Below are 24,878 nucleotides of genomic sequence, written 5' to 3'. Positions count from 1 at the left end.
TAAAAAGAGGAAACTTATGTTTCCTCTTTTTATTTCACTTCGATACAAGCAAAGCTTAAATCAAGGTCACAATCAGCAGCAGCCCAAATACAACAGTCACGATCACATTTGCTTGCCATAGTTTTTTAGGGTGATAAGTCAATAACAACCCCACAGCCAAAGCAGCAAAGGTGATACAACCCAACCACTCAGATAAACCAACTGAGGCACCTTTAAAGTAAATCATCACCAACGCAGATATAAGAAGAATTACCCAACCTACAATCTCAAAACGGCGACTATTTTTCGCTGAAATCTGAGCACTAAAAATATCGCGCTGATGCTTACTCATCCCACAGGCAAGTGCTGATAACGCTAACACAGCAACACACCACAACATCAATGCCGCCATTATGCTTGCTCCTGTACAGCTTGAGCTTTAGGCTGTTTTTTCTGCTTCACCGCCAAACCTTGATAACGCTTTAATTTGTAATAAGAATAGATAAAAATCAGACCCAAAATCATGCACACTAGATCAAAACTGGCGATCATCCACTGCCCATGATAGATACTCATCCACAACGCCTGCCCGCCTGTTAAGAAATTTAGGATTGGCATAAACAAGAACAGCACAGCGGCTAAAGCCAGTTGCTCCAACCATGCGGGACGATGTGCCCGAATAGCCGCATGAATTAAACACAGCAACCATGCCATAAAGAACACATTAATCTCTAACGGAGAACGTTCGGCCAATTGAGCTGGGATAAAGCGATTGGCAATGAAATAGGCAGCACAGGCAATCGGTAGACCTGTGATTGCAGTAATATTCAGCACTTCAACCAGACGATGACCAAAAGGCTTATAACCCAATTTCTGTACATCTGGAATACGTTTCACCACCCACAAGATCAGACCAGAAGCCACCATCATGGTGCCTAATATGCCCGATAAAAATAGCAACCAACGCAACACTGAATCTACACCATGAGCCATATGCAACCATGTCACCAAGGTATAAATGGCTTTTGATGCCGAGTTAACAGGCTTGGCTTCATCAATCAATTGTCCTGTCACCGCATTAAACTTCATTGAAGGAATGCTTTCTCGATCAAGCAATGTAGTGGTACGGGTTGCATTAAATTCAACATCAGCTTCAACGGTATTCGGTTTATTCACTCGAATTGAAGCAATCGGGTTATCCTGCCAACCTTGTTGAACGTAATGACTCAATGTCAGCAAATTCACCATCGGTGCTACGGCAAGTACAGGTGCTGCTTGTTCGGCTTCACCACGACGACCACCACCTCGATTGCCACGCCCTTCCTCTGCGGCTTCTTTTTGTTTTTGCTCAGCGAGTAGACGTGCTTGCTCAGGTGTTTTGGCAACAGGTTCATTCAACATCTGATAGAAATTCTGACCATTTCCATAATGGCTGTTCATCGCCCAAGGCATAAACATGAACATTAACAGCAGCAAACCACTAAAGGTGATCATGATATGAAAAGGTAAAGCAAACACAGCCGTTGCATTATGCGCATCGAGCCACGAACGCTGACCTTTGGCTGGGCGAAAGGTAAAGAAATCCTTGAAAATCTTTTTATGAGTGATAATACCGCTGATAATCGCGACAAACATGAATAAGGTTGCAATACCGACGATCCAGCGTCCCCAAATACGCGGCATACCATAAAGTTCAAAATGGAAGCGATATAAGAAACCTCCACCCCGAGTTTCACGCGCTTTTATTTCCTGTCCAGTTTGTGCATCTAAATAAATTTCCCCCCCACGACGACGACCTTCACCCGGCTTACGGATATTCAGCATAATTGCGGGTTGGCGTTCATTGGCAAAACGAATATTCCAGCTTTCGGCAGGTTGCCCGTTTTGCTGCAAATACTGTAATGCATAACCCAATTGTTGCTGTTGAGAAGTATTATTCACAGACTGATGCAATTCAGGTTTCATCCACACCGTAATTTCATTTTGGAAAAAACTGAGCGTGCCCGTCAGAAAAACGGCGTAAAGCAGCCATCCCAAGAGCAGGCTTGTCCATGTATGTAACCATGACATGGATTGGCGAGGGCCTTCATTTTTACCATCAACACGCATGACTTTACCCTTTTAAAAACCAATACATCAACGTCATCAAAGCACTGGGAACAATAATGCCTAACCAGACTTTCACGGTTGAGTTGACCAAAAATACCCAAATGAACACGGCACAATGGATCACAAAAGCCAACATGGTTGCCCCAAATACGGCATTGGCTTTGGAAGGTTCAGCTGAAAACAGGAAACCCATCAACATTGCAGCAATCGCAGCAAAGTAATAACCACCCAAAATAGCCAAGACAAAACGTGAAAAAATCATCAATCGATATTTAATCAATGATGATTGTTCAACCTTCTTTTTTGTGACCCTTTTGGCGGAGGCCAAGGGCACAGACGCTTCAATATTCATAAAAGACACCCAGTCAGGTGGCGATGATGCAAAATAATCACCACCTGCATTTCAGGAAGATTAGAAAGAAAACTTAAGATTTAGATAATATTGGCGACCACGGACATCACTGTATTTACTGAGGTAAGACTGCGTTCCAGACATGTCGACCGTGTAATCGTTAAATAAATTTTGAATACCGAAGCTCAGTTCGCTTGAGCTGTGTTTTAGCAACTTACTGCTCGGCAATTTCACTTTGGCAAAAATGTCATGGTAGATTTGATCTTCGATTTTTAATTTTTGATCGGCACGACCCGTTTGATTCAAAATCGCAGTCGCATTAACCATGTCATAAGAACCATAATATTGGCTTGCCCAACCAAAGCCCCAATTGTCATTGGCCTGTAGATAAATCGAGGCATTGGCACGATGTTTTAGCGGTGCATCGGATACCGCGCCACCCACCACACTGACAAAATTCTTCTCTGGGTCAATCAAATTATGTTGTTGGCGATATTCATTAACATGGGTATAGCCCAAATTAAAGGTGGTTTCTCCAATCACGCTATCAAAGCGATAATTTAAATTGGTATCAATCCCACTGGTTTTAAGGTTTAAAGCGTTGAATGGCGTGATATCAATTGAAACCACATCGCCAGCTTGATTGCGTTGAATGCGGCTACCATATTTGCTTTGATTGTCTAAAATATATTGCGCACTGATCGAACTGATATTATTGGTTTTTTTGATATTGTAATAATCAATCGATAGGCGTAAATCAGGAATCGCCTCTGGGGTTAACACAATCCCAGCATTAATACTTTTTGAACTTTCTGGCGTCAGATCTGGATTGCCCCCAGAAATGCTTTCATAGGTGCTAATGATTTTACCCGTTGCTGGATCAGTTAATGTCGCTCCCGTCACTTGGGTCGAAGTCGCTTGAGAGATCTGCGAAACCGATGGTGTAACAAAACCTTCACTATAAGACGCACGGAACATCAATTGGTCATTCGGTGCGAAGCGGAAACCTACTGTTGGCGTGATCGCATCAAATTTTGATTTACCCGAATCGCTATAATTTAAGAATTTAGAACGATAGCCCGTAGCAGGATCAATTTTACTGTCATATTGCGGTATCTTGGCTTGGACATTGAAATCCTCATAACGTGCAGCCAGTTGCACATCGAGTAATTTGGCGAAAGGTAAATTCAGCTCAGGGGAAATCAGGGGAATATTAAATTCCGTGTAAACACTGGATGCATTGCTCTTACGCTCAGTCGGCTTCACCCAAGGATTGTCGACATGTTGGTGATCTGCAAAGCCTTCACTTTCATAACGACGGTGTTCAATCCCCGTTGCCAATCGAATATCGCCTGCATACCATTTTGCAATTGGACCTGTGGCTCGAATCGAGAAATCATTTAAGGTCTGTTGCGTATTATTTTTTGGATAGTTCCAGTATTTTGAAATTAGGTCGGTTGGTGTAGTGGTGAAATCTTGCAAAAAATCAATTGCATTATTGGCAGTGTCTTTGTTCCATGCACTGGCTTTCGGATTTTTGCTGCCTTGACGTGTATAACGTTGACGAATATCCGATTTACTCCATGCATAATCTGCCGAGAGTATCCATTCTGGTGTAAGGTCAAAGGTAAAGCCTGTTGCTACTTTCTTCTGAGTAGTTTCAAAGGTGTCCTTGGCAAAGCCACCTAGGCTATCCAAACGCATTGGATAATTCACCAGAATATCCTTGCCAAAAGGATTATGCGGACTATCTTTGCTCACTGTTACCACGTTATAACCGTGCGGCGAGGTATTAAATGACCAACCCTCTTCTTTTTCATAGCCCGCCTCAAGAAATACATTCAGACGATCAGTAAAATCACGATTTAAAGAAAGACCAAAGGCTTCGGTCTTGGTATCGTAAAGTAATCCCTCTTTACCTGACCAGCCACTCACTCCATCTGACAAACCCAATACATAGCCTTGACCAAGTTTGCTCAGATCGCCATTCCAACCTTTGGGAAGATGCGCCATAGATGAGCCCCATCCTGGTACTAATTCAGAACCATCTTTACTACGAATATTGGTTAAATTACCTGCAGGCGGGTTGACCTTGTGCCCAATAAGACTATTTGGATTATTTTTTAAAATATTTTGGCGTGACTTACTTTTCCAGTCACGTTCGCTCGCTAGCAAACTATCTTGATCTTTTTTAGAAGCAGTCAACATCACATGGGTACGACCATCTTCCAGAGAAAAGCCTGAAACCAAATTAAAAGATTTGGCGGGTTGTTGATTATCCACAGTATCGCTATAGCGCAGATTCACTTCGGTGCCAACATAGTCTTTGCGTAAAATTACATTGATGACACCACCAATCGCCCCACTGCCATAAATCGCGGCAGCTGATGTCGGTAATACTTCAATCCGTTCAATTGCAGCCAAAGGAATATTATTTAAATTAGGTTGATCGGTGGATTCAGAAGTACCACGACTGCCTGTTCCCGCACTACGGCGACCATTAATCAACACCAAAGTTTGACTGGCACCAAGTCCACGTAAATTAATTTGACTCGATGTGCCGGAGAAATAACTGGAATTATTGGTTGAGGTCGCCATTGGCAATACTTTAGACAATAACTCGGTGACTGTGGTGGTACCTGAGCGCTCAATCTCTTCCCGCTCGATCATAGTATAGGCTTGGACATCGTCTTCACTACGTGGAATATCCATATTGCCCGATTTATAGGCAACATCGGCCTTACTTGCCGTCACTGCAATGGTCGGCAGCGTCGAGGCTTTATCTGCACTGTCCTGTGCAAATACATGCGGACATGACAACACCAATAAAACAGAAGTGCAGAGTGTTGTTCTAATAAATTGAGATGATTTGAGAGAGTTATTTTGTTCTAACACGTAAGAACCTTAATTCATTCTTAAAAATTTCGTGAATAATACACAAAACAAACAAAAATGACAATAATAATGATAATTATTATCAATAATAACATTAACACCCCATATCCCTCCATAATTTAAAGTCATCAATAACAACAAAAGCTTATGAGGTGAGGTAAGGTGATCAATGAATAATGATGCGCTTAACTTGAAAAAGGCTTGGGGGGGAAGTGTTCGCAGGTTTTAGTGATTATGATTAAAAAAATAAGCCCATCTTATTCACGAATTTGAATGAGATGGGCTGTTCAATTCTTGTATTGAATCGATAATTAAAATTTATGTGTATACGTCGTCATGATTCGATTTTCGACAAAATCTGTACCTGAATTATTGCCTGCGCCATATTTAATATCGGCTCGGATATGTCGCCATTCAAAGCCCAAGCCTTTCAGTTTACCTTCAGGTACGGTGTAATTGACGATCACATTTTTCTCGGTTTCTTTATTATCCTTAAACCCTTCACGATAGATTTCACTGCCATTTAAATAGCGTAATGTCAGTTTTAACCCAGGGATACCTTGCTCTTTAAAGTCATAACTATATAAAACATGCCAAGTGAACTCTTTAGCTTTGTAGAAAGCAATTGCAGACCAACTCTGTAAATAGGCTTGTGGTACATAACCATTCAACAAAGGAATATTATCCTCACCCATATGCTTTTGCAAACCTGTCAAAATGGTATGTGGTCCATTTTGTACACTGGCTTGCAGACCAATTGATTGGACATCAATATCGCCAAAATAAGCATCACCATCTTCTTTATAGTTAAAATAGCGGGCATCCACTTTAAGCTTGCTCTTGTTGACCGTTTCCGTAAAGGCCGCACTCAAATATTGTTGTTGGTAAATATCTTCGAGCTGCCCAAACCAATAAGAACCCGTCAACTGAGGGGTAAAATTATAATCGAGACCCAAAAAATTCAGCCCGTCACTTCTTTTGTTTGGATCTGTCGAGTTGCCTAAGGTGAACTTTCGATACTCATCATCATCTCGAGCATTCACATGGGTAAAACGCCCTGCCGAGACTTTTAAATTTTTGATGTCTTTGCTTTCCAACATTGCACCCGCATAGGTGGTGACCAATTGTCGAGAATCATCAATAAACAGTACTGGTGTTTTTGGGAAAAGCTCACCGACTTTCAGTTCAGTATTGTGATATTTAAATTTTAAAGTTGCGCCTAATTTTAAATAATCACGCTCCTGTCGTCCTTCATGCTGATCATATTTAAATACGGTATCTAGGCGTTCATCATAACGATCCGTTAAACGCAAGGCATATTGAAAGCCCATATCCAAACCGACTTGAATCGATGTATCGGTATAACCTGATTCAAAGCGTCCTGCCATCGCCTGAGACCAACTGCCTAAATCTTTAGTGGTATTTTCAAAATCCCGTTCCAAGTAAAAATTACGCAGATAAATGCTTTTTTCGCTGTCTTTAAAAAAATCTGCATAAGCCACATTAATATTAAGGCAACCAAAGAATGTAAATAGGGCTACGCGCTGTGCTCGATACAGCGTATCTGGTTTTAACATGGGAAATCCTTTCCTAAGTTTTGAAATTATTGTTGCTATAAGAGATGAATTGATAGCTAATCCATTCGATAGACCATGCTTTCCGATTGCTTTAAAACCGACATAAATTCAGAAAGATATATTTGGATCAAATATTGGTCATGCTTTATTATTTGAATTATTAATGTAATTTTCCATAGATAATGAAGTATATAGTTATACCTTTTAAGTCTAGTTTTAGGTTATTTTCGCCACAATTAAAAAAGCGATCATGATGATCGCTTGTAAATAAACTTGCTGCCTAGAGTGGCTTAATCACCCTCTAGTTGGATCGGAATGCCTTCTTCTTCAAATACCTGCTTAATGCATTCTAAAATCTGCGGTAGATACGGACTCTGATCCATATTGCGCACTGCCAATGAAATCGGGGTATAGGCTTCTAAATCTAAGATTGGGATATACACCAGATTCTTCATACCAATGTCACTGGCACTTTCAGGAATAAGACAAATCCCCTCACCTGATGACACCAGACCAAGTGCCATATGAATTTCACGTACTTCAACGATATCTTTAGGCACCAGCCCCAAGTCAGTAAAAATCGATTGAATTAAGGTGGAAAAATTCGGTTTTTGGGTGGCGGGATAAGAAAAAATAGGTTCATCAATAATCTGGGACAGATAAATGCCTTGATCGATAAAGCGAGTTAAATGATGATTTTTATGAATGGCTAATTTGAGTTTTTCTTTGCGCAATAAAATCCGTTTAATTGCAGGATCACTAATTCTTAAACGTCCAAAACCCAAATCGATTTTACCCAGCTTTAATGCTTCAATCTGATCCTTGGTACCGTGTTCAATCAACTCCACCTGAATATCAGGATGATTTTGACGGAATAAATAAATCACTTGCGGTAACAGTGCATAAAGTAGTGAGCTGACATAGCCAATACGTACGATCTTATTCACCGTGCTAATGCGTTTTGCCATTGAAGCCGCTTGGGCGGTATGGGTCAAAATCTGCACCGCATGCTGATAAAAGAATTGCCCTGCCTCTGTGGTTTTCACAGGTCGCGAACCACGTTCAAATAACAGGATACCGAGTTCCTCTTCCAGCTTTTGGATCTGACGGCTTAATGGTGGTTGCGCAATGCATAACTTTTCTGCGGCTTTGGTAATGCTCTGTTCCTCGACCACCGTCACGAAATAACGAAGATGTCTTAATTCCATTTAATATACCTTTTAAGTATCTAAAAATACCAAATTCAGCCTAGTTATAGATATTACATTAATTTAGGGTATGTAAATAGCTTAGGACGAAAGAAATACCAAAGATGTATAAATCCATAGAAACCCTACTTGTCGAGATCCCAACCATCCGCCCACATAAGATGGCGGTTGCAACCATGCAAACCCAAACCTTAGTCCTCATTAAAGTGACAACAGCAGATGGTTTGATTGGTTGGGGTGAAGCAACGACTATTGGTGGCTTGGGTTATGGAGATGAAAGTCCTGAAAGTGTAAAAACCAATATCGAGCACTACTTTTCGCCATTGTTAAAAAGCTTGGACAGTTTTAATGTGGCTCAGACCCTACAGGCCATTCAACACAGTATCAATGGGAACCGCTTTGCTAAATGTGCTATTCAAACGGCGTTACTGGATATTCAGGCACAACGTTTAGCTTTGCCGCTCAGTGAAATGTTAGGTGGGCGCCTACGTGATAGCGTCCCTGTACTTTGGGTTTTGGCCTCAGGCAATACTGAAAAGGACATTGCCGAAGCAGAAAAAATGATTGCGTTAAAACGCCACAATGTGTTCAAGCTCAAGATCGGCTCTCGCCCAGTTGAGCAGGATGTTGAACATGTACTGGCAATTAAACAAGCCTTGGGCGCAGAGGTTTCGATTCGTGTTGATGTCAACCGTGCATGGTCTGAGTTGAATGCGATTAAAGGGATTCAAATGCTTCAGGATGGCGGTGTTGATCTGATTGAGCAACCGTGTGCGATCCACAATATTGATGCCATGCAACGTCTCACCCGTAAGTTCGATATTGCCATTATGGCGGATGAATCTTTAACCGGTCCGCAAAGTGCTTATCAACTGGCAAAAAGCAATGCCGCCTCAGTGTTTGCAGTAAAAATTGCCCAATCAGGTGGTCTGATTGAAGCCTGTGAAGTCGGGAAAATTGCCAATCTGGCAGGGATCGATCTTTACGGTGGCACCATGTTGGAAGGTCCAGTTGGCACCATTGCTTCCGCACATGCCTTCTCTACTTTTAGCAATTTAGCCGCTGGTACGGAACTGTTTGGTCCGCTACTACTCACGGAAGAAATTTTAAAAACACCGCTTCAATATGGCAATTTTGAACTCAAAATTCCAACTGGCCCAGGTCTCGGTATTGAACTGGATGAAGACAAAATCGACAACTTACGTCGTCAATAATTTAAGGAGTTGCCATGCTTTTTCATGTACGAATGGATGTAAATATCCCACTCGATATGCCAGTTGAACAAGCCAATCAAATTAAAGCTGTTGAAAAGGCCTATTCACAAGATTTACAGCGTCAAGGCAAATGGCGTCATATCTGGCGCATTACCGGACAATACTCAAATATCAGTATCTTTGATGTGGAAAGCAATGAAGAGCTGCACAATATTTTACAGGGGCTGCCATTGTATCCCTACATGAATATTGAAGTGATGGCAATGAATCGTCACCCATCCACTATTCGTGAAGATGACAGCTAAACGCGCATAGCAGATAAAGTTAAAAACAGAATTTGAACAAGGAATGTGGCAAGCCAAGCAAGCAGCAAAACAGCAAGTCCGCGAGCCACCAAAAACTATCATACTTCAGGAGATTATGTATGAACCGTCAAGAAATCGATGCACTGGTTAAAAAAATGAATGTGGATACCGCGACAGGTGAAGTCAATCCACGTGTACAACAAATTGTGGTTCGTCTGCTCGGTGATCTTTTTCAGGCGATTGAAGATTTGGACATCTCGCAAAGTGAACTATGGAAAGGTCTGGAATACTTTACCGATGCAGGCCAAGCCAATGAACTCGGCTTATTGGCAGCAGGTTTAGGTCTTGAGCATTATCTAGATTTACGTGCTGATGAAGCAGATGCCAAAGCAGGTATTACGGGTGGAACTCCACGTACCATCGAAGGTCCATTGTATGTGGCTGGTGCGCCTGAATCTGTTGGTTTTGCCCGTATGGATGACGGTTCTGAATCAGACAAAGTGGATACCTTATTCATCGAAGGCACTGTCACAGATCCTGAAGGTAATATTATCGAAGGCGCTAAAGTCGAAGTTTGGCATGCCAACAGCCTAGGTAACTATTCATTCTTCGATAAGTCACAATCTGACTTTAACTTACGCCGTACCATTTTATCTGATATCAACGGTCACTATGTGGCACAAACCACTATGCCTGTCGGTTATGGCTGTCCACCAGAAGGGACCACACAAGCAGTACTGAACTTGCTTGGCCGTCACGGTAACCGCCCTTCTCATGTGCATTATTTTGTGTCTGCGCCGGGTTATCGCAAATTAACCACGCAGTTCAATATTGAAGGTGATCAATATCTATGGGATGACTTCGCATTTGCAACGCGTGAAGGCTTGGTCGCAACTGCTGTTGATGTGACTGATGAAGCTGAACTTGCTCGTCGTGGTGTGAATAAGCCATTCAAACACATTACTTTTAATGTTGAACTTGTCAAAGAACATGCAGGTGCGCCAAGTTCAGAAGTTGAACGTCGTCGCGTTGGTGCTTAACTCCCTCAAAACTACTGTGAGCTAAGCCTTAGCTCACAGTTTTTAAATTTCTATACATACCCGCTTATCCAGCAATCCGTATGTATAGAAATTTGAAAACATGGATAAAAGGTTGGCCTTATGATTGATAAAAGTACGCGCACATTGACTGAGGCACTGTCACAGATCAAGGATGGCGCAACCATCATGATTGGTGGCTTTGGCACCGCAGGACAACCCGCTGAACTGATTGATGGATTGATTGAGCTTGGTATCAAAGATCTGGTCATCGTCAATAACAATGCAGGCAATGGTGACTATGGTTTGGCCAAACTGCTTAAAACAGGTGCGGTACGTAAAATTATCTGTTCCTTCCCACGTCAGTCTGATTCATGGGTCTTCGATGAACTCTATCGTGCTGGTAAGATTGAATTGGAGTTGGTGCCACAAGGCAATCTGGCTTGTCGTATTCAAGCTGCAGGTATGGGCTTAGGTGCAGTCTTTACCCCAACTGGCTTTGGTACCTTATTGGCAGAGGGCAAAGAAACCCGTCATATCGATGGCAAAGACTATGTACTTGAATATCCCATCAAAGCTGACTTTGCCTTAATCAAAGCACACAAAGGTGATCGCTGGGGCAATCTGGTCTATAACAAATCTGCACGTAATTTTGGCCCGATCATGGCGATGGCTGCGGATGTCACCATTGCACAAGTGTCTGAACTGGTCGAACTCGGCCAGCTTGATCCTGAACACATTATTACCCCTGGGATTTTTGTACAGCATGTGGTCGCTGTCGATGCAGCCAACGGTACAGGAGCAGAACAATGAGCTATCAAAAACTAAGCCGTGACCAGATTGCTGAACGTGTCGCACAAGATATTCCTGATGGTGCTTATGTCAATTTAGGCATCGGCTTACCAACCAAGATTTCCAATTATCTTCCTGCTGATAAAGATGTGTTCCTGCATTCGGAAAATGGCTTACTGGCATTCGGTCCACCACCTGCCAAAGGTGAAGAAGACCCTGAACTGATCAATGCAGGTAAAGAATATGTGACCATGCTGACGGGTGGCAGCTTTTTCCATCATGGTGATTCCTTTGCCATGATGCGTGGTGGGCATTTGGATATCGCAGTACTGGGTGCTTTCCAAGTGGCAGCCAATGGTGATCTGGCCAACTGGCATACCGGTGCGGCAGATGCCATTCCTGCGGTAGGTGGTGCCATGGATCTCGCTGTCGGTGCCAAGAAAGTGTTTATCACCACCGATCACAATACCAAGCAAGGTGAACCCAAGATTGTTGAAACGCTTTCATATCCAGCAACAGGGTTGAAATGTGTCGATCGTATTTATACCGACCTGTGTGTAATTGATGTGACCGTAGACGGTTTAAAAGTGATTGAGAAAGTGGATGGTCTGAGCTTTGAGGAGCTACAGGCATTGACAGGTGCTCAGTTGATTGATGCAACTCAAGGATAATGTTTAACAGCCACTAATTACGGGTTAAAGCAGAGGCTTTTTGTATAGGCATTGCCTTACTTTTTAAGGATAAAAAGTAACAAAAATCCTTTGTTAGACTGATGGTATATCCATATACCACAGTCTAACGGGCGGCATCCATGCCGCCGCCGCGAAATGCTCATGGGAAAGCTTCAGATCGAGATTTTCACATAGTCGAATGTAAATTGAGAGTTGCTATCGTGATTGGCGACAAGGATGTCGCCCCGTTACTCAGCACAACAAGGAAGTTGTGTCTGAGTAACAAAGGTTTTTGGTCACTTTTTTAAAAAAGTGACAAGAATGAGCTACTGGCATTTGATTTAAGACGATAAGACTCCGTCGTGTTCACTCATAACGGAGTAATGACAATCAACTATCGATAAATGCTCAAAAAGACTTTAACGATATGGCAGTGATCACAACAGATTTAGAAATGGAAATGTAAGACTATGAAAAACGCTTATATCATCGATGCCATCCGTACCCCATTCGGTCGCTATGCCGGCGGTCTTGCACCTGTACGTGCCGATGACTTGGGAGCCATTCCGATTCAAGCCTTGATGCAACGTAACCCAAGTGTTGATTGGCAACAAGTCGATGATGTGATTTATGGTTGTGCCAATCAGGCGGGTGAAGACAATCGCAATGTAGGCCGTATGTCAGCATTATTAGCAGGTTTGCCTTATCAAGTGCCTGCTACCACTGTAAACCGTTTATGTGGTTCATCACTGGATGCGATTGCGATGGCTGCACGTGCCATTAAAGCCAATGAAGCTGATTTGATTATTGCGGGTGGGGTCGAAAGCATGAGTCGTGCGCCTTATGTGATGGGAAAATCCGACAGTGCATTTGGCCGTAGTCAAAAGATTGAAGATACCACCATGGGCTGGCGTTTTATCAATCCAAAACTCAAAGAGTTGTATGGTGTGGATAGCATGCCGCAAACCGCGGAAAATGTGGCGGAACAATTCAACATTAATCGTGCCGATCAAGACCAGTTTGCCCTCAACAGCCAACAACGTACGGCGACTGCACAAGCCAAAGGCTTCTTCGCCAATGAAATCGTGCCTGTCAGTATTCCACAGCGTAAGGGTGATGCAGTTGTGGTGGATATGGATGAGCATCCACGTGCATCAACCACATTGGAAGCATTAACCAAACTTAAAGGGGTGGTAAAAGCCGAAGGGACGGTCACGGCAGGTAATGCTTCTGGAATTAACGATGGTGCTGCTGCGGTGTTGATTGCTTCGGATGAAGCAGTGGAAAAATATCAGCTCAAGCCTCGCGCCAAAATTATTGCTGCGACTACCGTTGGCGTTGAACCACGGATTATGGGTTTTGCGCCTGCACCTGCGATCAAAAAATTACTGAAACAGGCTAATATCACGCTAGAACAAATGGATGTGATTGAACTCAATGAAGCCTTTGCCGCACAAGCTTTAGCGGTGACTCGTGATTTAGGTTTAAGTGAAGACGATGTACGTATCAACCCGAATGGTGGTGCAATTGCCTTGGGTCATCCTTTGGGTGCTTCAGGTGCGCGTCTAGTCACCACCGCCTTAAACCAGCTTGAACAAATCAAAGGTCAGTATGCCTTATGTTCGATGTGTATTGGTGTTGGTCAAGGGATTGCATTGATTATTGAACGTATCGAACAAAATTAAGGAATAGTGAATGTCAGTTTTTCAATTCGCCGATGCACAGATCAACTATCAAACTTTTGGCGATCCCAGCTCCCCTGCACTGCTGTTTTCCAACTCTTTGGGCACTAACTATGGCATGTGGCAAAAGCAGTTCAATTATTTTAAAGAACGCTTTTATGTGATTTGTTATGACACACGCGGTCATGGTTCATCTTCAACACCAACAGGCCCGTATACCCTGCAACAACTCGGTGAAGATGTCATTCACCTACTCGATCATTTAAAGATCGAAAAAGCCAATTTCTGTGGTATTTCCATGGGTGGAATAACGGGTCAATGGCTTGCCATCCATTACCCAGAACGCTTTCAGCGTGTGGTTGTGAGTAATACCGCTGCGAAGATTGGACAGGAACAAGCATGGCTGGATCGTGCCCAACTGGTTCGAAAGCAAGGTTTGGTTCCAATCGCTACCACAGCAGCTTCACGCTGGTTTACAGATCCCTTTATCCAAAGTCATTCTGCAATCGTCAATAATCTGTGTAACGACTTAAGTGCTGGCAGCGCAAATGGTTATGCCAATTGTTGTGAGGCTTTGGCTAAAGCGGATGTCCGTGAACAGTTGAAAGATATTACTATTCCAGTCTTGATCATCGCTGGTACACAAGACCCTGTCACCACTGTCGCGGATGGTCAATTTATGCAACAGCAGATACCACAATCGAAACTGGTCGAAATCAATGCCTCACATATTTCAAATATTGAGCAGGCAGAAAGCTTCAATCATATTTTAAAGGACTTTTTGACTGACTAGCTGATAAAGTTAATCATTAAAAAAATGGCCTGAAACGGCCATTTTTTTATATCTTACATAAGGTTAGTATCGAATCATCACCGATTTAAGTTCAGTATAATCATCAATAAATGCATCTGAAAACTCTCTGCCAATTCCTGACGCTTTCACTCCACCGAATGGAACAGATGGATCTAAAAACGTATGCATATTGACCCACAAGGTCCCTGCTTCAATTTTCGGAATTAACCGCAAAGCTTTAGATAAGTCATTGCTCCAAATACTTGCAGTTAAACCAAAACGCGACTGATTCATCAGTTGAATAAGTTCTTCATCAGTATCGAATGGCATTACGCCGACCACTGGACCAAAAGTTTCTTCTGAAAATAAAGGATCATCGGTATTTTTGAAGGAAATTAAAGTCGGCTGTACAAAATACCCTGTCTGATCTAAAGCCTCGCCCCCTGTAATAATTTGATTGTTGGCTTTTGCCATATCTAAATAATGTTTTACTTTATGAAAATGTGGCTGATTAGAGAGCGGACCAAACATACTTCCCTCATCCATAGCCGATCCAATTTTAAACTGTGAAAGTGCTTTAGAGAGTTTCTCGACCAGTTCATCATGTTTTGTACGGTGTACAAAAAAACGCTCTGGGGATGCGCAAACTTGACCTTGATGCACAAAAGTTGCTTGCATCAAAGTTGGTAAAATCTCATCAATATTTGCATCGGCCAAAACAGCAATGGCATTTTTACCGCCCAACTCCAGACTGACACGGGTTAAATCGCTGCTCATCGCAAGTTTACCAATCGCAATGCCAGTCGGAACTGAACCTGTAAATGAGACTTTCTTAACCAGCGGAGACTCAATTAAATATTGTCCTGTATCGCCCTTACCAGTCACCACATTAATCACACCCGCTGGAATCCCTGCTTCAATGGCAAGTTCAGCTAAACGTAATAAAGATAAGCTGGCAAACTCACTTGGTTTAAGCACAATGCTGCAACCAGTTGTTAACGCTGAACCAATTTTCCAGACACCAATCATCAGTGAAAAATTCCAAGGCACAATCCCTGCAACCACACCAATCGGTTGTCTTAAAGTAAAGGCCGTATATTTTTCACCTTGCATAGAAGGAATAGAAGGTTGCATGGTTTGACCATTAATTTTGGTTGCCCAACCCGCAAAATATCTTAAGAAAATAACAGATTGTGCGACTTCAAGATGGCGGGAAATATTAATGAGTTTTCCAGTAGACAACGACTCTAGCTGTGCAAGTTCTTCACCATGTTGCTCAATTAAATCTGCGAGCTTGTTCAGTTTAACGCCGCGTTCATAGGGCGTAGTTTCAGCCCAAGCATTTTGAAAAGCATGTTCCGCACTTTTCACCGCATTTTCGACATCGTGTTGACTACCAATACTAATTTGAGCAACCACTTGTTCCGTCGATGGATTTACAATATCCACTTTATCTAAAAGCTCAGCAGCAACTAGTTTTCCATCAATAAAATGCCCATGTTGACGTGCCATAAATTGCTGTACGCCTTGTAAAATCTGAACTTCACTCATTTTCTTTTCCTCTTTTCATTTCTAAAATTTTGTTATGACAGCAACTAAGCGACTTGATTCAAAATAAAGTCTGCACCGCGTTCACCAATCATGATGGCAATTGCGTTGGTATTTCCGCTTGGAACTTGTGGGCAAATCGAACAGTCAATGACGCGTAAATTTTGGAAGCCATGTACTTTAAGCGTCTGGTCTGTGACTGAATCTTTTGGTGTATTGCCCATTTTGCAACTGCCCGCAGGGTGATAAACCGTTTTAATGTTCTGGCGCATCCATGCATCAATCGCGGCAACATTCTCAGGATCAATATTTGCAGGCTCAATAATGTCTTGGACAATGGCTTTTAAGGCAGATTGTTGTAATAAGCGCAGCCCAGCCTGTACCGCACGAATGTTGGCCTCAATATCGTCTTGATGGCCTAAATAGTTTGGATCAATAATCGGCATTGCATTCGGATCTTTACTGCTTAAACGTAAAGTCCCACGTGCTTTTGGCTGTATATGTCCGACTTTAATCGTCAGTCCATGTGCTTGAGCTGTGTCTTTTTCACCAGGGGTATTATCGAAATTATCCAGCACAGGTAAAAAGTGAAATTGGACATCAGGTCGACCATTGTTATTGGTGTCAATAAAACCACCACCTTCTAGAATGTTGGTGGTTAACAATCCTGAACGTGTAAAACACCACTGTAAAAAGTGTCGTACCGCAGTTAAACCTTGGTCTTCACCGAGCAGACTATTATTGGTTGTTACTGTCGCATTAACAGACATATGCAAATGGTCGTGAAAATTCTCACCTACAGGTAAGTCACTTATACATTCTATTCCGAGTTCATCTAAATGCTGTTTTGGACCAATTCCCGAAAGTAATAAAACCTTAGGACTGCCAATTGCACCAGCACTCAGAATGACTTCTTTTTGAGCCTGTACAGTAATGGGGGATTTTCCGCCAACACTATAAGTCACCCCAGTAACCTGATCACCTTGAGTTTCAATTTTATGGACTAAAGCATCCGTAATCACTGTAAGGTCTGGGTGGTTTTCGACTGACTTTAAATAAGTTTTTGAGGTACTCGCCCGAGAACCGTTTTGAGTGGTAGTTTGATAAAACCCTACACCCACCTGATCCCAACCATTCATATCATTGACGTAATTCATCCCCATTTGCTGACCTGCTTTAATACAAGCAAGCGTCAAAGGATGCCGATAACGGTTTTCACTGACAGGTAAAATGCCATCTTGTCCGTGATATTCATCAGCAAGACTTTCATTTTTTTCTGCCTTTTTAAAAAAAGGCAGTACATGTTGATAAGACCACTGATTACATCCCCATTCCGAGGCCCATAAATCATAATCCTGACGTTGACCTCGACAATAGATCATCCCGTTGACCGAGCTTCCACCTCCCAACACTTTGCCTTGTGCAAGGATCATCTCTCGCTGATTACAATACTTTTGTGGGACGGTCATGTATTGCCATGATTTCTGCTGGAATACTTTAACCACCGTGGCAGGTATGGTATGAAACATACTGCTATCTCGACTTCCTGCCTCTAGAACGAGAACACGCCCAGCCTTGGCTTCTAATAGTCGTGCTGCAACAACACAGCCTGCCGAGCCAGCACCAATCACGATATAGTCATATTGTGTATTCATCTGATTTCACCCTCATTTTATTTCTATGAATGCACCGCCAATAAATACCGGTCTGCTTCGCACTGATTTAATAGATGTATTGCAGAATCAACTGGGCATATAAATTGGTTTTGTCATCATAATTTTGAGTGCCACCACTGTGGATATCATGCTTTGGCTTATATAGTCCGATCAGCGGAATAACGGTGAGATTGTTATTGACTGACCAGACTGAAAACACATCCAGCTCATGCCCATCCACATTTGCAAATGACTTATTTACGGTTTGAAACTTATAAGCCAAAGCACCCAACATAAAATTTTCTTTTAAATTCATACTGTAAGAGATTTGGTGAATATCGGCATTTTTATTGAAGGGCCCTGCATAATTTCCAGCAACTTCACCCTGAAACCATGTTCCAAATCCAACCGTGTTGCCGTAAAACATGGGGTCGTACTGATCGGAAAAATGGCTGAAACGATAACCTAGTGACGGCGTATATTTTGTAGATAAGAAGTTATAGTTCAGCCCCAGATAGCCCGCATTTTCCGTGCTGTCCTGTTTATCCTGAACCACCCATTCAGACTTCAGTTGCAGTTCAGGCAAGACTTGATAATTCCAGCGTAAGGCATAATTCTTAAGATCTTGACGTCCTGAAATGTGTTCGGCATCTTCAAGGTCCAAGACATTTAAATAAGTAAAACCGATACCTTTATCTTTAAGTTGATAGATCAGATCCGTCACAAACAGTTCAGATGAAAATTGTGCTTTGTTATTCGACTTTAAATACGCCAGTTTTAGCGTTGTATCTTGTTGCGGTTTATATTGCAGTAGGCTGCTAAAATCAAAGCTGCGTCGTGCTGCTAGATAATAAGCCCCACCTCGATCGAGTGCCCCATCCGCAGGTGCTTTACCCAGATTTAATGCATCTCCGGCAATGAAAAATCCATCACCGATCATGATATTTTGCCGACCGATACTGAAATTGTAGGTCGTCAATTCATCTTTATGGGTACCATCTTTAAAGCCAATCACCCATTCATTCACATCGGTTTTACGTTCTTTGCCATTACTATTCTGGCCTGCATCACCATCGCCCCATGTCGCTGAGCTGATCCCGCTTAAACTGGCATAGAGCTGATGGTTTTGAAATGTTTGCTGCCCTTTGGCCCCATATTTAAGATGGCCTTCTTGCCAATTGATCCGTTGGTCATCGATGTTTTCACCGTTATAGCTTTTAGCACTGCTAAAAGCTCCAAAGGTTACTTCAAAAATCGGTTTAATTTCAAAATCACCTGCATATGCAGTTGAAAAACATGAGACAAACAGCGTCCCTCTCATGACTTGAGAAAGTAAAGTTTTCATACAAAATTCCTTTTTTGTCAGCGATCTACTCAACACTCAGTTTTGGGTAATCTTGGATTACCCATGTCACTTGATCTGCGTTGTTAGTGATGCTCGTGCTGGGCATGTTCCTGATCATCACCCAAATTCAAGGTCGGGGTGTTGTCAAAGAAATTCCACGGTTTGATCAAGGTATAGACCCATTCTGTTGGCATGATTGGCCATTCTTCGGCACGTGCCACGTGGGTGGTTCCTGTGGTCATCCACACCACAAGGTCTTTATTTTCAATATTTTCATTGTTCTGAATAAACTGACCTAAACCCGTATCATGAGTTGAACGATTCGAATATTTCCCTTCCGGATAGCGTTCATCTGGCTTGTATTGTGTCACCCAAATTTGTTTATCCATAAAGTTAAGACGTTTAAATAGCCATTCATTTGGGGCAAAATTGGCTCCCTTCGCCACTGGATGAGTACCGCCCGCAAACGGAATCAATTGGTAAGAAACCGGATTGCCTAATTTATTTTCCTTGTTGAAATTGGTGAGTAAACGAATAGTAGATGGATCAAATTTTTCAGCTGCGTTTTGCTCATTGCTAATCACTTTACTGTCAATTTGCATCGTACTTGTACGCACACCACCTCGATCATTGGCCTTCACCACAGGGTCCATATGCATAAAGCTGTTATTTTCCCCATCTACATCCATATCTAAGCGGAAGTTATAGATATGTTGATGGGTTGTGCCCACAATATTATGGTCAATCAAGGTGCCATATTTGGTGTCTTCTTTGGCGGTGCTGTCATGCATGGTGCGGGCTTTAACCCCTTTCACCGCTTCAATCCCTGTCGCACCTGCATTAATTCCAATCACGCCATTTTGGGCAAAAACCCAGTCAAACATGTAATCGTAGTTACCCACCGTACTAATCCAGCGCACAACAAGTTCACGACGTGCTTCACTGGCATCTTGATCACCAAAAATCTCTTGATGTTTGTACTCTGGTCCTGCATAACGCTCAAAAATAGCGATGGCATTCGGAATAATCTGCGGCTGGCCCTTATAGTCGGCAATCACTGCATCCAGTAACACCGCATTTTCTGGTGCATCGGTACCCAGTTGAATGTTTGAGGTTAGGGTTCCCATGCCATACTCACCTGAATCCAGATAAGATTTGAAGTACCATCCCATATCTGGGTCACCATAAGGAACCACCATGCCGCCAAGGTTCCCTTCATACATAACCTTGCGTTTTACCCCTTTATCCTTATAGGTGACCGTTGAAAGTTGCAGGCCGACACGTGAATCTAGCGCCACATGGAAACACCAATTTCCCCAATGTACGGTTTGCCCTGTAATAGTAAAGTTCTTGCCTTCAGGTTCACTGATATTCAGCGGTTTGATTTTCGGTGGCTGGGTATTCTTGGTGGCATAAGGACGGTCTGTCATCGGTACAGGAATCATTGCTCCTTCTTCGATTTTAATAATTTTTTCTTTATCCAGATCCACCACTGCGACTAGATTTTCAATCGGGTGCGCCCAATAGTTACCGTCTCCCGTATCCAGATAAGACACCACTTTTAAGACGTTAAGCTGTTTATCCAAGCCATCTTTACCACCAAAATAGCCGACAGTTAATGGATTGGTAATCACTTTCTTGACATCGGTGATACCACGTTTACGCAAAGCGTCCTGATATTCTTTGCTGGCCTCAATCACACGCTGAACCGTCTCAAAGTTGTCCAGTAACACCATGCCATGCGTGTCTTTTAATACATTCCATTTGCTAACCTGTTGCGTCGTCAGATTCACTTCGCCTTCAATCGCCTGATTGCCTTTCAATAAAATGAACGATGCCACCCGATCATCTTTATATTCTTTATGATTGATAAAGAAATCCCAGACTTTGGCCTTTTCTGGCTCTTTGAGCTTCAACTCGGCAAAACGCATATTTTTATAGGCATATTTTGAGCGATTAATGACGTCAAAGGTCTTTTTGATTTCTGCCATATTTAGGCTATTGAGCGGATGAAAGGTATTTTCAATTTTAAAGGTCTGGTCTAAACCCGACTGGAATACTTCATTGAAAAAATCTTTCCCAATAACAGGTTTACCTTCTTTGATTAATACTGGGACGCTCAGCTTTAAGGGTTTTCCATTCACCAAGACCTGATCTGAATTGGGTTTGGCTCTGACCACAATAGAACCTTTGGAGATGGTATAGCTATTAGTGAAGTCATCCTTGACCACTTTGGCACCCTGTTCAGTCATGTTTTGATACAGTGGCACCAATTCAGCAGCCTCACCATGCGCATAAGCGGTGCTGTGAACAGCACACAAACTCGCAGCGATAGATAGGTTAAGCGCCAGTATTTTTTGTATCTCTTTGAATAATCTTTGTTTATGCATCACGTTGATCCTTTTTCATCTATCCCTGAGCGATCTGTATCAGATCGTTAAAATGCTCTTTGCTCTGTGTGCAGCGGCTAAAATCAACTTCATATTTCAAGTCGATTGAAGCGCTTTAATCATCCCTTATTGATTTAATTTCAACACAGTTACATGGGTCTAGCTTGTCCAAGAATGACGCGGAACTTGTCTAAAAATGACATCTAAAATGTTTAAGCCAACATCGTTTCTCTAAATTCTTTCGGAGAGATGCCATAGGTTTTTTTGAAGATCTTTGAAAAATGAGCACCATCCCAAAAGCCCCATTTCAGCGCGATTTGAGTGATCGAACTCTGCTTGTTTCTTTTATCCAACAGATCTGTTTTGACCTTCTCGAGTCGTTTGATCTGTATGTATTTATTAATCGATAGATTTTCTTGCACAAATAATCGATACAGATGCCGTAACGATACCCCGATATGCGCGGCAATCAACTTTGGAGAAAGATCAGGTTTTGTCAGATTTTCAATAATATAGCGCTCGGCTTTTTCCAAAAGATGATTCTGATTATTATTGATGTTTTTATAATTAATGGTCGGTTTGATGAGGGCAATCAGCGCATCTTCAAAGGCATTACCATCTTCCGATGCATACCAGAGCTTGATATTTTCAGGCGACATATTTTTCAAAATATTCTTCAGCAGAAAACCACTCATATTTTGGGTGATCAACTTGCCAAAATATTCAGAACTAATATTCTCTTTCAGTAATTTTTCTCGCGACAGATGCACTGAAATTTGACTGACTAAACCTTGTGGAAACATTGAAATGGTTTCGACGGGATCTACCAAGACAATATCACCCTCATTTAAGGTTAAAGTTTCATTTTTATATTGCAGCAGCATTTTGCCCGAATTCTGCAAAATCAAAAAACAGAAGCGATTATTGACCCGATCGATTTCATCCGCCTTTCGGACAATTTTATTGGCATTATTTTTAATAAAGGCAATCTCGGTATCACCCAGTAAAAAACATTGTACTTCGCCAATAAATAAATGTCGTGTCCCATCAAAATCTGTTTCAAAATTGCCGCACACATTCTTGATATGATGCGTCCACGTTAACAGCGCATCACTCACATATTGGTTCATCCCTTCGCTCCCCTGTGCTGCACCAGTGCTAAAGTTTGTTCTTTAGCACTGGTGCTCTGTTTAGGCTTGTATGCAATCATGTTTGATCAATAAACAAGTTGCGTGCCAAAAATTCCTCATCCTTGGAATTCTTTTTTGATTAGAGTCAGCTCGATCAAAAGCTGATAAATGAACTCAATTTATCAGCTTCACCCAGCTTATGCTACACCAGCAAAGTCTCTCAGCATGGTGATAAAGGTCTCCTTTTGCTCATCCGAATATTTTTCAAACACCTCATTTTGATGACTATCGGCAATATCAAATAGATAATGCGCAGTTTTCTTGCCTTTTTCCGTGAGTTTGAAAAAGCCGTCACTCTCAATCAGCAAACCATCTTTTTTCAGAATAGTCGCTGCCTGCTCCACTTCGCGCATCGGCATGGCAATATCACGAGGCAAATCTGCTTTATTCGACGCAGTACCACTGCCCAGTACCAACAATAAACGCGCTTCACTGGTGCGGAATCCTGTCACTAGCTGCTTGGGAATATAATCAGTTTGATAGAATTTAAAAGCCCGACTCATCAAATAACAGACATTGCTATATAAATGCCCTTGATGCATTTCACCAATATCTTCAGCTTCAACGGTGTCTTTTAACTGCAATAACGGATGTGGAATCACGCCCGAATAAGCCCCTTGGTGATACACCAGCGGACTACGTCCTTCATCACGAAAACGCACCACTTTACCAATAATAATCCAGTGATCCCCACCTTCAATAATTTCATGGCGTTCACATTCAAACACCGCAGAACAATGATCTAAAATGGGCGCTTGACCCGAACCCATCTGATAACTGGTGCCTTCATATTTATCGATATTACGGCGTGAAAACTTATTGGATAATTCAATCTGCGAGCCCGATAGAATATTCACTGCAAAATGTGAAGCCTGTTCAAATACAGGAAAACTGGATGAGTTTTTATCAATACTCCATAAAATCAGCGGTGGATCTAGCGACACTGAATTAAAACTATTGGCAGTCACGCCCACTTTTTCACCTTGTTCATTTTGCGCAGTCACAATGGTGACACCTGTGGCAAAATTGCCCAAAGCACGTCTGAACTGCATTGGATCTATTGTGATTTCATCCATTGATTTTAGTGAATTCATTATTCTCTCCTGAATCTTTTATCCTATTGAGGCCAATCACCAGACTGACCTGCTGCTCGAATCAATTAAATATCAAGCACCAACCGCGCAGACTTGGAACGTGAACAGCACACCAAAATCTGCTCATTACTGGCCTTTTCTTCATCGGTAAAATACACGTCACGATGGTCTGGTTCCCCCTCAATCACATCGCACATGCAGGTCCCGCAAACACCTTGTTCACATGACATTTCAATCTCAATGCCTTCACGTGCCAAGGCCTGTAAAATGGTTTCTTCGGCATTGACCATAATGATCTTGCCACTTTGCTGTGCCACCACTTCAAATGCATCACCACCTGTTTCAACCTCCACCTGAAAATATTCCTTATGAATCTGCTGTTCAGGAAAGTTTTGTGTCAGGGCTAAATTGATCACCCAATCCATAAATCCATTCGGGCCACAGGTATAGATATGGCTGTCTTGATCAATGTCTTGAATGGCGGATTGGAAAAACTCACGGTGACTCGCCCCTTCCGATTTAAAATGAAAGGTCGTGAAAGGCGCCAAGATGCCATGTTTAATTTCATCGACAAAAGCACAGCGTTCTGGGCTTGCACCACAGTAATGCAGTTCAAAAGAAGTGCCTTCCTGTGCCAACTGATAAGCCATCGTAATCAGTGGAGTAATTCCGATACCACCACCCACCAACACAGCATGTTTAGATTTCACTAAAGGAAACAGGTTTTTCGGTTCACTGACCTGAATCTGCATGCCATCTTTTAAATGATCAAAAGCAGATACTGAACCACCGCGTGATTCAGGATCACGTAAAATCCCGAGTCGGAACTTACCGACATCATTCGGGTTTTGGCATAATGAGTACTGACGCACCATGCCATTCGGGAGGTGCACATCAATATGCGCACCTGCTTCAATTTTGGGTAATACGGTCGAATTTGCAGATTCAAACTCCATGACTGCAACATTCCCACCTTCCACATGACGGTTTTTAACCACCACGTTATACAGTATCGTCATGATTTCTCTCCCTGATATGCGTC

At 42.3% G+C, this 24,878-nt stretch carries 20 protein-coding genes; 7 read left to right on the top strand and 13 right to left on the bottom strand.

The window, feature by feature from the left end; translation table 11 throughout:
- Positions 1-55 precede the first annotated feature (55 nt).
- From A7P54_RS10460 to catM, 6 genes are all read right to left on the bottom strand, one after another.
- Positions 56-391 carry a DUF3325 domain-containing protein gene (locus tag A7P54_RS10460; RefSeq protein ID WP_171549528.1) on the bottom strand — a complete coding sequence of 112 codons (336 nt, stop codon included), beginning with the start codon at positions 389-391 and terminating at the stop codon, positions 56-58.
- Positions 391-2,088, bottom strand: coding sequence for a PepSY-associated TM helix domain-containing protein (locus A7P54_RS10455; RefSeq protein ID WP_171549527.1), 1,698 nt, complete (start codon positions 2,086-2,088; stop codon positions 391-393). The genes A7P54_RS10460 and A7P54_RS10455 overlap by 1 nt, the downstream gene beginning before the upstream one ends.
- Before the next feature lie 4 nt (positions 2,089-2,092).
- Positions 2,093-2,440: a DUF3649 domain-containing protein gene (locus A7P54_RS10450; protein WP_171549526.1), complete on the bottom strand. Its 348-nt coding sequence runs from the start codon at positions 2,438-2,440 to the stop codon at positions 2,093-2,095.
- 60 nt (positions 2,441-2,500) lie between these two features.
- Positions 2,501-5,335, bottom strand: a complete 2,835-nt coding sequence (locus tag A7P54_RS10445) for a TonB-dependent receptor (RefSeq protein ID WP_171549525.1) — start codon at positions 5,333-5,335, stop codon at positions 2,501-2,503.
- 311 nt (positions 5,336-5,646) lie between these two features.
- The gene (locus A7P54_RS10440) at positions 5,647-6,912 is read right to left on the bottom strand and encodes an OprD family outer membrane porin (protein WP_171549524.1); all 1,266 of its coding nucleotides are present in this window, start codon (positions 6,910-6,912) and stop codon (positions 5,647-5,649) included.
- A 290-nt stretch (positions 6,913-7,202) separates the two neighbouring features.
- Positions 7,203-8,120 carry a cis,cis-muconate-binding transcription regulator CatM gene (catM, locus tag A7P54_RS10435; RefSeq protein ID WP_151714865.1) on the bottom strand — a complete coding sequence of 306 codons (918 nt, stop codon included), beginning with the start codon at positions 8,118-8,120 and terminating at the stop codon, positions 7,203-7,205.
- Between the two features lie 104 nt (positions 8,121-8,224).
- Between catM and A7P54_RS10430 the strand changes: the two genes are divergently transcribed.
- The 7 genes from A7P54_RS10430 to pcaD all read left to right on the top strand — a co-directional run bounded on the left by A7P54_RS10430 (position 8,225) and on the right by pcaD (position 14,614).
- On the top strand, positions 8,225-9,334 hold the full coding sequence (locus A7P54_RS10430) for a muconate/chloromuconate family cycloisomerase (RefSeq protein ID WP_171549523.1): 1,110 nt from the start codon (positions 8,225-8,227) through the stop codon (positions 9,332-9,334).
- 14 nt (positions 9,335-9,348) lie between these two features.
- A complete protein-coding gene (catC, locus tag A7P54_RS10425) occupies positions 9,349-9,639 on the top strand; it encodes a muconolactone Delta-isomerase (RefSeq protein ID WP_171549522.1) in 291 nt (96 codons plus the stop codon).
- Positions 9,640-9,758: 119 nt separating this feature from the next.
- Positions 9,759-10,679 (top strand): catechol 1,2-dioxygenase, encoded by a 921-nt coding sequence (gene catA, locus A7P54_RS10420; RefSeq protein ID WP_171549521.1) that lies wholly within the window; start codon positions 9,759-9,761, stop codon positions 10,677-10,679.
- A gap of 120 nt (positions 10,680-10,799) precedes the next feature.
- On the top strand, positions 10,800-11,489 hold the full coding sequence (locus A7P54_RS10415) for a 3-oxoacid CoA-transferase subunit A (RefSeq protein ID WP_171549520.1): 690 nt from the start codon (positions 10,800-10,802) through the stop codon (positions 11,487-11,489).
- Positions 11,486-12,139, top strand: a complete 654-nt coding sequence (locus A7P54_RS10410) for a 3-oxoacid CoA-transferase subunit B (protein WP_005204606.1) — start codon at positions 11,486-11,488, stop codon at positions 12,137-12,139. Before A7P54_RS10415 ends, A7P54_RS10410 begins: the two co-directional genes overlap by 4 nt.
- 470 nt (positions 12,140-12,609) lie before the next feature.
- Entirely contained in the window at positions 12,610-13,824 is a 1,215-nt protein-coding gene (gene pcaF / locus A7P54_RS10405; protein ID WP_171549519.1) for a 3-oxoadipyl-CoA thiolase, read from the top strand.
- Between the two features lie 10 nt (positions 13,825-13,834).
- A complete protein-coding gene (gene pcaD / locus A7P54_RS10400) occupies positions 13,835-14,614 on the top strand; it encodes a 3-oxoadipate enol-lactonase (RefSeq protein WP_171549518.1) in 780 nt (259 codons plus the stop codon).
- Between the two features lie 63 nt (positions 14,615-14,677).
- Here pcaD and A7P54_RS10395 read toward each other — a convergent pair whose 3' ends face one another.
- The 7 genes from A7P54_RS10395 to A7P54_RS10365 all read right to left on the bottom strand — a co-directional run bounded on the left by A7P54_RS10395 (position 14,678) and on the right by A7P54_RS10365 (position 24,855).
- On the bottom strand, positions 14,678-16,165 hold the full coding sequence (locus A7P54_RS10395) for an NAD-dependent phenylacetaldehyde dehydrogenase (protein ID WP_171549517.1): 1,488 nt from the start codon (positions 16,163-16,165) through the stop codon (positions 14,678-14,680).
- A gap of 44 nt (positions 16,166-16,209) precedes the next feature.
- The gene (locus A7P54_RS10390) at positions 16,210-17,817 is read right to left on the bottom strand and encodes a GMC family oxidoreductase N-terminal domain-containing protein (protein WP_171549516.1); all 1,608 of its coding nucleotides are present in this window, start codon (positions 17,815-17,817) and stop codon (positions 16,210-16,212) included.
- Positions 17,818-17,884: 67 nt separating this feature from the next.
- The gene (locus A7P54_RS10385) at positions 17,885-19,138 is read right to left on the bottom strand and encodes a hypothetical protein (RefSeq protein WP_171549689.1); all 1,254 of its coding nucleotides are present in this window, start codon (positions 19,136-19,138) and stop codon (positions 17,885-17,887) included.
- A gap of 107 nt (positions 19,139-19,245) precedes the next feature.
- On the bottom strand, positions 19,246-21,561 hold the full coding sequence (tynA, locus tag A7P54_RS10380; protein ID WP_171549688.1) for a primary-amine oxidase: 2,316 nt from the start codon (positions 21,559-21,561) through the stop codon (positions 19,246-19,248).
- 203 nt (positions 21,562-21,764) lie between these two features.
- A complete protein-coding gene (gene feaR / locus A7P54_RS10375; protein WP_004805411.1) occupies positions 21,765-22,682 on the bottom strand; it encodes a transcriptional regulator FeaR in 918 nt (305 codons plus the stop codon).
- Positions 22,683-22,879: 197 nt separating this feature from the next.
- The gene (locus tag A7P54_RS10370) at positions 22,880-23,839 is read right to left on the bottom strand and encodes a p-hydroxyphenylacetate 3-hydroxylase reductase component (RefSeq protein WP_171549687.1); all 960 of its coding nucleotides are present in this window, start codon (positions 23,837-23,839) and stop codon (positions 22,880-22,882) included.
- Positions 23,840-23,901: 62 nt separating this feature from the next.
- Positions 23,902-24,855, bottom strand: coding sequence for a PDR/VanB family oxidoreductase (locus A7P54_RS10365; protein WP_171549515.1), 954 nt, complete (start codon positions 24,853-24,855; stop codon positions 23,902-23,904).
- Between the last annotated feature and the right edge of the window lie 23 nt (positions 24,856-24,878).

The sequence above is a fragment of the Acinetobacter sp. Ac_3412 genome, from assembly GCF_013072675.1.
In the GTDB taxonomy this organism is placed as follows: Bacteria; Pseudomonadota; Gammaproteobacteria; order Pseudomonadales; family Moraxellaceae; genus Acinetobacter; species Acinetobacter higginsii.
This window is presented reverse-complemented; position numbering and strand designations above follow the sequence as displayed.